Here is an 11,434-nt window from a genome sequence, read left to right on the forward strand (position 1 = left end):
TTTATTGAACACATAACTTAATGAACCCGCCTTTTTCGATGAAATCCTGAACCCGTTTACGGCCGCTTTTATTAATGACTTTATTGAGATTAAGGAATGTAGCCCATAACGGTGAGCGTTTCAGGTCAGGCAACGGGACATTTTGCGCAAAAGTAGGTTTTACCATATTTACCGTGGCCACCACGACTAATTCCTTACGCTCTTGCTCGTTGTTTACATCACGGAAAAGCGCACCTAACACAGGAACATCGCCGATAAAGGGAAGCTGTGCCATCCCTTGCATTTCTTCATTACTGATGAGTCCAGCTAGTAGGAAGCTTTCCCCGTCCGCCAGTTCTACCGTTGTTTTTGCTTGACGCGTTGTCAGCGCGGGCAACGTTGTTTTGGAGTCGGTGACATACTCTTTCGATACACTACTGACTTCCTCATTCAGCGTCACACGAATATGTTGACTGTCGCGTGCTTTTGCCCCAACTTTGAGCTTGATGCCGTATGATTTATAAGTCACGTTGCTGCCGTTAGTAGAGGTGGTTACAATGGGAATTTCTCCGCCTACCAAAAACTCAGCTCTTTAACCCGATAACACTGTCAGGTTTTGCTCCGCCAGAATTCTTGCCATCTTTTCATCTTTAACTGCTTGTACTAATTTAATTACAGATTCAGCATTAAATTTTTTAAGATGGGAACCCCTGCTATTATGTTATCCGTGCTTTACAACACGGTAATTCTTTTCCAATTGATGCCTAACTTTTCTTTCAAGCGCCGATGTACTTCAATCACAGAAAGTTTAACGTTGATTTGGTTTGTCAATGGTTTCTGTAATTTATTGATGGTTTTTTCATTGCCATGAACATTAGCGACGACCTGATTGATTCTGTCGTAAGCTTCTTCCGTTGATACCTCGCCAGAGATAATGTAAGTGTCGCCAATTTTAGATAAGTGAACTTGACTCCCAGGGAATTCAGTAGCGATACGACTGTGAAGTTCCTTGAGTATTTGATCCACCACCAGCATGGTTTTTAAAATTTGTTTCCCTTCTTTGTCGAATGCAATGAGATCGCCAAGGCCCTCTGCTTTTGCATAAGTTAAGATATTTTTTTGTCCAACTAATTTATAATCGACGATATTCGGCGACTAAATAAAAATTGTATCAATGGCGTGTGGCGCATGAATGACTTGAGTATCCCCTGGCGCGAGGTAGGTCTCCGTTGCACCAACGCATGTCACATGCGCAATGGACGTTAAAACTCCCACGGCTAAAATGCGAAGGGATTGGATGAGCGACTTGTACTTTTTGCAGGCCTGCATCAAAATTACCCTCTCAATTCGTTTACATTGTTGAATTGAGGTAACACTTTTTTGGTGCTTACCCTGAATGAAAGCGGTTGTTTTTCATCATTTGGCAGGAGTAGTATCTCGCCCATGCTTTATGTCAATTTTATCTCAGCTAGCTGTGCGATGGTAAGCTTTAATGCCACCGATCCCAGTAAATTATCATTGTCAGCGCCAGCCATCTCCTTTGAAGGTCGACGTTCTATGTTGACAACCGGTACATTTTTAAACAGGCGATAAATAACCTGGTCTTTATTTTCATTGACGCCATGACTGTCGCTGTCTTCGTTATTGAGTGCAGTGTGGTTTTGGCGTCGTACTTCAGTTAGTTTTATATAGATTGAAAGGGTATCGCCATTTGTAACGGAGGTCAGTAAGTACTCATCTTTTTTACTAATGGAGAAGTGGTAAAGTACCCCTGAGGGAAGTTGATGATGACCGGCCACAATTCGACTTACCGGTTGTTCCAGGACCGCCATAGTGAAATGATCTCCTTTCGCTATCTGCTCTTTGAGCCGAAAACCTGCAATATTTTCATTATTGATTTTGCTAATATCGCGTTTGTCATTATCGGACTTGTTGGTATCAATATACTGTAAGGTGTAGTCTTGATCCGTCAAAAGATCATTAGGTTTTAAGTCTTTTATCGCCACCTCCGCTAAAATAGTGATCTGATTACCTTCTTTGGTTTCGTCGGGTTGCTGCAGCTGTAGGAAAATGCCGACAAAACCGACTGCAGTCACTACAATTGATAATATAAATAACCATCTATAGCTCATGAAAAGATCCCACTTTCAAAAAAATTGCCTGGCTTGTGTCGGATAATGCAAATGCGATGGCTATAGCTACCCCATACGGCACGCCCAAACGTAATGTTGCTTGACGATAAAATAGGATCCCCACCAACGCAATCAGACCGCCGAATAGGAGGGTAGTCAGTAGGAACAAGGCAAAAGATGACCAATCGAAAAACAGTGATAACACGGTTAATAGCTTAATATCACCCCCCCATGAGTTTGCTCATGAAAATAATAATTCAGACGCTGAATACAGTCACCGCCAATACTATGTTTGGCACCTTGCCGGTGAATAGAATCAGCAGGCAATATGCCGCAAGCAAAATAGCAAGGTCGCGGTTACTAATAGTCCGCGCGCAAATATCAGTGATAGCAACGCGCACCAGTAAGCAGAATACGATACTACCGGTGACCAGAATAGCTGTCATCATGACTGTTAATTCCTCGATTATGACCGCCAGCCTTCATATGTTTCTTTTACTCATGGTTTCAAGCTCGTAGCAAGGGAGGTTCGCCTTCGCGCCCCCCACTTTTGCCATGCTTATGCCTCCTGTTTTTTGAAAATCTGTTTCACTTCACCCCACCAGGGGTTATGTCGTCATTTACTCCTCTTCATCTATTGTGCTGAAGAAACCTTACATTATGTTTTCACCCCACAGCAAATCTAAAACCAAGAAAGTGTGAGAACTTTTGATTTCTTTTATTAGGTGTATCTGAGCCAACATTAACTTAGGTTAAACTTATTAAACATATGCCTTACATGAAATTAATAAGATTCATTGTTGTTATTGATTGTTTTCGTGCGTGTATCCAGGGGGATATAAATTAATCTTTATTTAGATAGAGTTATTTTCGCAGTTGCCTCAGAAATTTTGGTAGCGACGTCTGTATATGCTTCTACCATCTTTTTGTTGAAGGTACTGTCCTTGCCCGTTATCGCCACAATCAATACCGCCATGCCTACCCCAAGCATGGCATATTCGATGGTAGTGACGCCGCGTTGATCTTTGAAAAACTGACGACAGCGCGTAGTGAAACCCGGATAGTACTTTTTTGCTTTCGTTGCTGACAACATTTTCTTACTCATCTTTTTAAATATGACTTTAAAATAAGGTAATCGCTTCCTTAATAAGCAAGCTGATTCCGTGTGACAACCTTAAATGTTAACCGCCAGCTCTAAACTGACGAACGGTTACCTGTAGCAATCTCTCGTAACCTCATTCCGGTTGAGGCCATCATTTCTATCCTGATATCTCTTAATTGTCTTCATTGCGCTCTTACATATTCTCAAATTTGCCTTATCATTTATTAAGCAGAAAAAAATAGTAAAAATAAGTGTTGTCAGCCAGCACATCGCCAGAACGGCCAGGAGAGAAACAAAAATATCCCAGCTACGGCCTTGGTACCAGTCACACATGGTCGCTTTAAGCTGTTTGGCCATTTTGGTGATTCTTCCTGTGTTAGCGGGTGAGAGAGCGCTGGTGCTGGTATATTTTTTCCTTTTCTTCGCAAGTGAGGGTCGGTTGTAGGGAGTGGTCTGCCAATTTTTCGATCACCGACTCATGAAAGACTTCGCTAGTGACGTGACCAAAATACTTAACGCCTTTACGAGTAATAGTTTTGATAAGCGAATTGGGTAAGCCTACTAGGTTGAATGCTCTACGTAGCAAATACAGTTGTCCGTAATAGCTGCTTTCGCTGACCGAGCCTCGTTGTTCTGCCCAAACCTGATTAATCAGATTCTGTTTGTCCGTCTCTCACTCAAGCAGCAGCAGTAGAAATCGATAGCTGTTCTCTGACAACTCAATAGATCTTCCTCCATTTGAGATCAGTCGTCGTTTTTCTGGGATAAATATTACCCCCTTATCGAGGATAAACATTAGATCTTGTTTATTCATACAATCCATGTCCAGCTCCGGAACTACTCCTGTATATTATTATTGTGTACATTTTCTAATATGTCCATAGAATCGATAGCATATCCTGCATGTCACTTCGATAATACCCATTAGGGAAACATCATATACTCATTAATTCTCATAAACCTTACATGCAGTCTAAAGTGAGTAAAGCACCCGATAAATGAATAACCTGAGATATAATAATAATTATCTTTGTTTTCCTTTCTTAAGGAACAAAGGGGTGTTAAATTTTTGGATTCTTATATACATTCTTTCACTTATTTTCGCAGAGCAGTGGATAGGGGGCATAGGGTGCTATAGCCAATAGTGATGTTCCAACATGCACCATACCGTTAAGTAATGAAGTTAATAAACCGGTTTGGAGGTTGTGTTCGTCGCGGCAGTAGGGTGATAAAGTTCTGAGATCATAGCGTGGATAAAGCGGAAATGCTGTGTCTAAGCCTCTGGGCGACGATGGCGTTTGACAACCCAAGTCATGACATACGTTGACCTCAGCACCCGTGACTAAATGGAATCTCAACTTAAGCACCCTGCCCAGCAGGTTCAATTCCCGCCGCTGAATGGGCGCCCTCCTACGGGTTACCCTCTGCTGCACAGCGTCAGATAGTGTTTAGCTGCAGGACTTTCCCCCTTCAGCCGATACTTATGGAACTCGAATAAGTTTTTTTGCCGCTGCCAGCAGCCAGCCTGAGAGATATAAGCCTTCAGCGTCACTATGGCAAAACCCGCCGGCCTTGATCTGTAGCCGCGGTGCCTTTCTCATATTTCCCCACCGCGATGGAGGGCTTAAACAGGTTTTAACTCGCCGCTAAAGTGAGTGTGGCCTTTATAATTTCCTTTGATACCGACTCTGTGCGGCCCTCATGTCGCTTTGAGCCATTGAGGATCCTGCCAGATAGTGGAGGGACGAATCTCACAAGCCTGGTGCTGTCGGCGCGTTATTGTGTTAGCAGGGTGGCACTCATTATGTTGACGAGTTTCCTGGTTATGACTCTTTAACTTGCAGGCATACGGCGTTCTTTTTTCTTCCCATGGCGGTTTGGTTTCGATCGCCATGGGAACGCTTGGGCGGTTGCCGGCAGAAATCGACGTGACTATCACGGTGATAACCCGGCTGGAGATTATCAAGACGGATCGTTGCGCTAATGCGCGCCTGGCGCTTGATGATGGGGTTCTTCACCGCCACTTAGTCACCGCCGTGGTTTAATCTTCTCTGTTATTGCTCCCCCCGCGACAGCCCCGTTGGGTAAAAGCGCTCACCTCGCATCGGAGCGAACTTGATGCGTTACCAATAACGTGCATCAATTTCTTTGTGCCGCAGGCCGCTTCATAGATGCTGTTTGAACCATGCTGTCTTGGCCGCGATGATATTGGCGAAATACTCCCCGCTGTAGATGTCATAATGACGAGCGTCGGGCTCGATATAAAGCTGCTTGGTACGTGCTAGTAGCGCGTTATAGAGTTCAATTCCGTGTTCAGGTGGATTGACATTATCTTTTTCCGCCAGCACAACCAGCGTCGGGCACATGACCTTGGTCGCATGCTCTTTTGGTTTATAGCGCAATGTTTCCCGAACCGTCAAAAAAGGTATTTTGATGTCCATTGCCGGATAGCGGATCTTATTATGCTCAAAAAACACTTTTGATTCCTCGTCGTTCAATACCCTTGTGATGCTGACGAACATTTCCTTGCCCGTGAGACGTTTTTTCTCCGCCATTTTATCCAGGGTGGCGAGAAAAAAGGCGTCTTTTTCGGCTTTTTTCATTTTACCGGTCACGATCTTTTCACCATCTGCGAAGGCTAACTGACTAACGATACATTTGATGTCAGGATTATCCGCCGCCGCGCCAAAAACATGGCAGCCGCCAAACGATGTTCCCTAAAGACCGAGGCGCGCCGCGTCCACGCCAGGCTGCTGTTTGGCCCAGACGATAACCGAATGAATATCCTCTATCTGCATTGCCGGCACCAATCGTCCGCGTTCTCCGTCGCTGTCGCCGAAGCCACGGTAATCAAAAGTGAGGGTGGTAAATCCCGCCCGGGTAAATTCTTCGGCATAAGCGGGCACTAAAATGGGCTGAATACCGCAAAAACCGTGACATAGAATGATAATGGGCCTCGGTTCCATCCCCTCTGTTTTACGCAATGTTACAGCGATGACGGGGTTTAATTTTGTTGTGATGATTTCCATGGTGATTTTCCTCCTATGACAAACAGTTATAGCGGCTGAACTTTTTTATTTGAGACGCAATGAGATTATCTCAATCCTCTATTAACCCTTGCACTTCCGTGCCAAGAGAATAGGGCAAAATGTTTCATCGATGTCTGGCGCGACATGGGAAAACATGCAAACAATTTGCATTATAAAATATTTATTTAATTAAAACAAAACAATTTAATCTACTTTTCCATTTGAGGAATGTTTAGGATATTTCAATGAAGGAGGTGTTTCACTTATTAATTTTCACTGTGCATTAAAAGGATGATTAGGCCGGTTTAAGGCGCGTGACACTTATCCACTGCATTATCTCAAGAAGGGCTGACATCAAAGAGAGCGACTGCACACAACGTGTTGACGCAGAGAAAGCACGATGCAGGCGACCGAGCACAGGGAAGATTGTCGGGTGTTGTCGGCGTGTCTCACGACTGTCGGCCAACTAACCCTATTCATGTCAGCGAGGCCGTTTGTAAAGTAGAGATAAAGCCCGGGAGGTGTCGCACGCTGAGCGGCGACAGCCTGCGATCATTCCTCGCCGCCCCGCTTCGACGTTAATGCGGGGTAGATGCGAAGCGGTGCCCGATAATGTGTCACCGCGGCTTTATGTCCTTCAACCGACCGGGGAGCCATCGTGCTGCCGTTGGCGGTGATATTATTTTTACCAGGCGGAAACGAGGCAGTGGTATGACAACTCACAGTATTCATGTCGATTTCGTGGTAAACCGCAGCCTTCAGGAGCAATTACGGGAAAATTGATTGCCGCCATCCTGGCGGGGATCTTTCTGCCCGATAAACCGTTGCCCTCACATGCCGTAAACTGGATTCTCAACTGGCCATTTCCCGCAATACCGTCGCGTTGGTATATGAAAGCCTGCTGAACGATAGTTATCTTATCAGTCGTCCCCGCAGTGGTTACTACCTGCATCAGGACTATTGTCGTGCCAATGTCGCCAGCACACGAGCAGAGTGCGTGCCCGATGCGCCAACCGGTCGGCAAACGCAGAATGCGCCGGTCTGGAGCAGGCGGCTGAATGTTAGTCCCAGTAATTTCTTCGCCGTGATGAAACCGGCTTTGTGGATGAATTATCCCTATCCCTTCGTTTACGGGCAACCAAACAGCACGCTATTTCCCTACGACCATTGGCGCGATACGCTGCGCCGTATCACCGGCGTTCGGCGCGATCAGCGTTGGATGTATGACAATATCGATCAGGATGTCCCGCTGCTGGTAGAGCAGATACGCCAGCGGATCCTGCCCAAGCTCGGGATTATTGCCCGCAGCGATGAAATTCTCATTACCCTGGGATCGCAGAACGCACTGCATATGCTGTCGCAACTACTGTTCAATGGTCAGACACAAGTGGCGGTGGAAAATCCGGTTTTCCGTGAGGCGATTAACGCCTTCGCATTACAGGGAGCGCAAATCTTGCCGCATCTGCTTGATCGCGATGGAATTTGTCTGAGCGATGCGTCCCGACACTGTGATTACTTTTATGTTACCCCCAGCCATCAGGCGCCCACCCTTCGCGACCAATCCGCCGACGGCGCTTAAGGCCAGCGATATCCACAGCCGGGTGATCTATGTCAGCAGCCTGTCCAAATCCTTGTCGCCGGGGCTGCGTCTGGGCTATTTGGTGGCGCACTCAGAAGTGGTGGATAAGCTGCGTGCGTTGCGCCGGCTTGCCTATCGTCATCCGCCGACCAATATCCAGTACCAGATGGCGCACTTTCTTGCTCAAGGGTATTACGAAACCTACTTACACCGTTATCGCGAGGATTCCGCCCGTCGCTGGAAAAGTCTGAATCATGCCTTGACGTGCTGGCTGCCGGAGTGCCGGCGCAGCGAAGGGAGCGATCACGCCAATGCTTTCTGGCTACAGGCGCCGCAATGGGTGAGCATTACCCAGCTAACGTGGCTGGCGTCACACCGGGGAGTGCTGATAGAGCCGGGTAAAGCACATTTTCTCGGGCCAGATGCGCCGGAGCCGTATTTCAGGCTCGGCTTTCATGCCATTGCGCCGGACCAGATTGAGCCCGGTATCATGCAGTTGGCCCAGACGATGCAGCAGCTCACGGGATGACACCCGCGCCACTGCGTCATCGGAGGCGCGCAGCCCCGGCGCACTAAGCGACGCAGAAGTTGGTGGCCAGGCTCGCAGTCCTGCACTAAGTCCCCTCACCACTTGGGCGTTCGCCCTCAACGTTCCGGCGCCAATTGACTGATAAACAGTCCTGCCGCGCTGACCGCGTCGATGGCGATTTTGCCCAACTGCTGCCGGATACTGTCGGCCAGGGCGATAGTCGAAAAACCGGTACAGGAGAAGGCAATGACCTCCGCGCCTTGACGATACAGCCCGTCGGCGCAGGCCAACGCGCTTTCACGCCCCTGAGCGGTCAGGAGATCGGTGGTGTTGAGCACACCTTCAGACCGCGCATAGCTGACCGCGGCCCCCAATAACTGCTTGAACGGCAAAGGCACCTCGGCACCAATCCCCATCACCGCCACCGGTCGCTTGAGCAGGGCGGCGACGCTGGCACAAGCACTGCCGGCACTAATCACCGGCAGGCTGACCGCCTGACGCAACGCCGACAGTCCCGGATCGGCAGCGCAGCTTAAAAAAAGCGCGTGACAGCCTTCAGCCGCCAACGCCTGTCCCAATGCCACAATTTTGGGTATCGCCAACGATTGGCTCTCGGCGTCATAAATGCCTTTGCGCTGATCGGGAATACAGCGGCTGACTGACGTTATGCCATAGGCTTGATGAATGAGGCGACCGTGCTCTTGTACGAAGTGTGGATCGTCATGGGTTAATACTCGGATAATCCCCAGCATAAGAGGCTCCTGTTAGTCAAAGCAATGGCCGCTCGCCAGCGTGACGGCGGGCAGTGCAGCAGAGAACAGCAAGGTTGGGTTCGGGCCGCCCAAACGCGGCTGGCCGCCGCTAACCTCAATCCAGTTACCTTCAGGCAGGCAGGCCGATAACCTCAAGCTGGGGATCCACCGCCAGTAGCTCGCGAAGTCGTTGCTCGCGGGTTTCTATCTGGTGCCCCTGCGGTAGCGCATTGGTAAAGTGCGGATTGATTTGCAGCGTCACCAGATTAAGCGCATCCAGGACGCCGGGGTCGACAATCGGCATGTCGTTGGTTGTCCTTATGGTCGGGCAGGCAAGGTTTGCCCCGGCGCTCCAGCCGACATACAGCGCCCCGCGACCAACCGCCTGCCGAATCGGCGCAGCAGGCCGCGCGCCCGACACTCTTTTAACAAATTGAACGTATTCCCGCCGCCAACCATCACGATGTCCGCCTCTGCGATTGCCGCCAGCGGATCCGGCCGACAATGGTCAGCTTAAGCGCCGCCAGCTCCTCTGAGACCTTGTCGGTATAGGCATCCCAATCCGTGGTGACGCCGGCAAAGGGAATAAATGTTACCTTACGGCGCTGGCGCAGCGCCGCGTTAATCACGGGATAAGCATACGCCAGATAGGGCGCGCCGGGCAGCATCGAGTTACTGAACAGCAGCATATCCATGCTTATTCCTCATAACAGATTACGCAGTAAATCCACCAGTAATTGATTGGCCAGCACCACCGGAAGGGCGGCCTCGCGTGCGCAAATGTTCTTGTGCCAGGCGGTAAAGCCCATGCAATCGGTCAAGATGATGTCGGCGCCCTGTGCTGCCAGCGAACGCGCAGCGGTGGCCACCTCTTCTTCGGATGCGGTATAAGGAGATGCAACGGCAAAGACCGGCTCACGCGCCAGGCTATGCCATTTTTCTTTCTCGCTGCCGATCTGTGAGGCCAGAGGCACCAGGATCCCGGCGCGGCGCTGGCCTACCAGTGCGGTTTGGGTTGCGGGCAGAATGAGATCCGGCTCCAAAAGCCAGGCCCGCTGTGTGGGCTGGCCATGGAACTCGCCGGTACACAATAAGGCGATGATGTCGCAGCCTTGCGCTTCCAGATCATTGATTTTCGACTGCACGGCCGTGCCGACCGCCGGTTTGTCCATCACGACCGCCCGGCCGTCCAACAGGCGGGAGGTGAGTACCGCACCGCCCGGCTGTGCGGCGAAACGGGCGGTGATCGCAGCATCGTCAAGTCCGTCCAGCACGCAGGCGACCTGCGGCGGCAGAGCGGCATCCAGCAGGAGCGCAATATCGGGGCACGGCGCCTGGCCGATGGTTAGGGTGCCGATTTTCGAGATAGCCATCATCACACCCCTGGCTGACGTTTTTGTAAATGCGCCAGCGAGCCGTACAAATCTAACAAACGCTGATATTCGGCGGCATCGAAGAACCGGCAGGTACCGCGGGTGAATTATTTGGCCACTTTCACGGCGAATTTACAGGCCAGGGCGATATCGGTTTCATGGCTTGCGCCAGTGCCGCAGCCCGGTACTGCGCTGACGGCGGTAATGGCGACACCCACCACGGGGGCGCGGGTGGCGATGACGGTTGCAGAATACTGTTCAGGTGATAAACGCCGTTGCCGTACGGGGTAATGTCCTGGGTGGTGATCGGGAAGGTTACCGGCAATTGTCCGGTGGTCATCTCCATCACCCGCAGCAGATCCTCCGACACCCGCAGGATATAGCCCTCTTTCACCGTCGGGGAAAGGGCTAAGCCTTTATGGTTGATAATACGGTTGCCTTTGGTGGTATCGATGGACAGCACGGCGTCCAGTTCATCCGACACTTCCTGCTCATTCATGTCTTCGGTTTCGACCGGCGAGTCCATGAAATAAACCGTGTCGTGCGGCAGAGTCGGCGCGTCCGGACAAATGTGGGTGGTGACGATGACATCGCCCGGCAGGCTGTCGCCCTGGCGCTGCATCTCCGCCAATTTCAGTGCGCTGGCGCTAGCCGCCACGGCACCATCGGCGTCCGACACCAGTCCGACGCGGCTCGGACGGGCGCCAATGCCCCCTAAACGGCCGACAATCCCTAACGTGGGTGCACTGCCGCCGCGGCGTTTGCCGTCTCTGCCGGGGACCACAATTTTGACAAAATCGGTTTTGCCTTTCGGGCCGCTCACCGCCTGCACGCTGACGGCGACGTCGGGATACTCGGCCAGCAAGGCTTTTACTTTCTCGCCGCTGGCCCAGGCGCTATCCAACAATTCAAAAACCTGCAACGTTTGCTTTAAGCCCATTCTATTGTCCTCTGGTAGG

8 protein-coding genes and 5 pseudogenes are annotated in these 11,434 nt (G+C 50.1%); 2 read left to right on the forward strand and 11 right to left on the reverse strand.

The features are described from left to right. Position 1: 1 nt before the first annotated feature. From JZM24_RS17495 to JZM24_RS17515, 6 genes and pseudogenes are all read right to left on the reverse strand, one after another. Positions 2-559 carry a secretin GspD/PilQ domain-containing protein gene (locus JZM24_RS17495; protein WP_215671325.1) on the reverse strand — a complete coding sequence of 186 codons (558 nt, stop codon included), beginning with the start codon at positions 557-559 and terminating at the stop codon, positions 2-4. Between the two features lie 152 nt (positions 560-711). Then, on the reverse strand, positions 712-1,014 hold the full coding sequence (locus tag JZM24_RS17500; RefSeq protein ID WP_246580126.1) for a type II and III secretion system protein family protein: 303 nt from the start codon (positions 1,012-1,014) through the stop codon (positions 712-714). 48 nt (positions 1,015-1,062) lie between these two features. Continuing rightward, positions 1,063-1,125 (reverse strand): annotated as a pseudogene (locus JZM24_RS19905) (hypothetical protein); the annotation flags it as partial. 302 nt (positions 1,126-1,427) lie between these two features. After that, positions 1,428-2,111: an SAF domain-containing protein gene (locus JZM24_RS17505; RefSeq protein WP_215671327.1), complete on the reverse strand. Its 684-nt coding sequence runs from the start codon at positions 2,109-2,111 to the stop codon at positions 1,428-1,430. 257 nt (positions 2,112-2,368) lie between these two features. Continuing rightward, a complete protein-coding gene (locus JZM24_RS17510) occupies positions 2,369-2,560 on the reverse strand; it encodes a hypothetical protein (RefSeq protein WP_215671329.1) in 192 nt (63 codons plus the stop codon). A gap of 401 nt (positions 2,561-2,961) precedes the next feature. Next, positions 2,962-3,204 carry a Flp family type IVb pilin gene (locus JZM24_RS17515; RefSeq protein WP_215671331.1) on the reverse strand — a complete coding sequence of 81 codons (243 nt, stop codon included), beginning with the start codon at positions 3,202-3,204 and terminating at the stop codon, positions 2,962-2,964. A 1,847-nt stretch (positions 3,205-5,051) separates the two neighbouring features. Between JZM24_RS17515 and JZM24_RS17520 the strand changes: the two genes are divergently transcribed. Beyond that, complete coding sequence (locus tag JZM24_RS17520; protein WP_215671332.1) at positions 5,052-5,258, forward strand: hypothetical protein; 207 nt, start codon at positions 5,052-5,054, stop codon at positions 5,256-5,258. A 120-nt stretch (positions 5,259-5,378) separates the two neighbouring features. Here JZM24_RS17520 and uilS read toward each other — a convergent pair. Further along, positions 5,379-6,242, reverse strand: a pseudogene (gene uilS / locus JZM24_RS17525) (UilS family quorum-quenching N-acyl-homoserine lactonase). A gap of 711 nt (positions 6,243-6,953) precedes the next feature. Between uilS and JZM24_RS17530 the strand changes: the two are divergent. Next, positions 6,954-8,350: pseudogene (locus tag JZM24_RS17530) on the forward strand (aminotransferase-like domain-containing protein). A gap of 116 nt (positions 8,351-8,466) precedes the next feature. Here JZM24_RS17530 and JZM24_RS17535 read toward each other — a convergent pair. The 4 genes and pseudogenes from JZM24_RS17535 to JZM24_RS17550 form a co-directional block, all read right to left on the reverse strand. Then, positions 8,467-9,102: an aspartate/glutamate racemase family protein gene (locus JZM24_RS17535; protein WP_215671334.1), complete on the reverse strand. Its 636-nt coding sequence runs from the start codon at positions 9,100-9,102 to the stop codon at positions 8,467-8,469. 12 nt (positions 9,103-9,114) lie between these two features. After that, positions 9,115-9,797, reverse strand: a pseudogene (gene pepE / locus JZM24_RS17540) (dipeptidase PepE). Positions 9,798-9,806: 9 nt separating this feature from the next. Next, positions 9,807-10,478, reverse strand: a complete 672-nt coding sequence (locus JZM24_RS17545) for an AroM family protein (protein ID WP_246580127.1) — start codon at positions 10,476-10,478, stop codon at positions 9,807-9,809. Continuing rightward, positions 10,478-11,415 (reverse strand): annotated as a pseudogene (locus JZM24_RS17550) (DUF1177 domain-containing protein). The gene JZM24_RS17545 and the pseudogene JZM24_RS17550 overlap by 1 nt, the downstream one beginning before the upstream one ends. Between the last annotated feature and the right edge of the window lie 19 nt (positions 11,416-11,434).

The sequence above is a fragment of the Candidatus Sodalis endolongispinus genome, assembly GCF_018777395.1.
GTDB lineage: Bacteria > Pseudomonadota > Gammaproteobacteria > Enterobacterales > Enterobacteriaceae > Sodalis_B > Sodalis_B endolongispinus.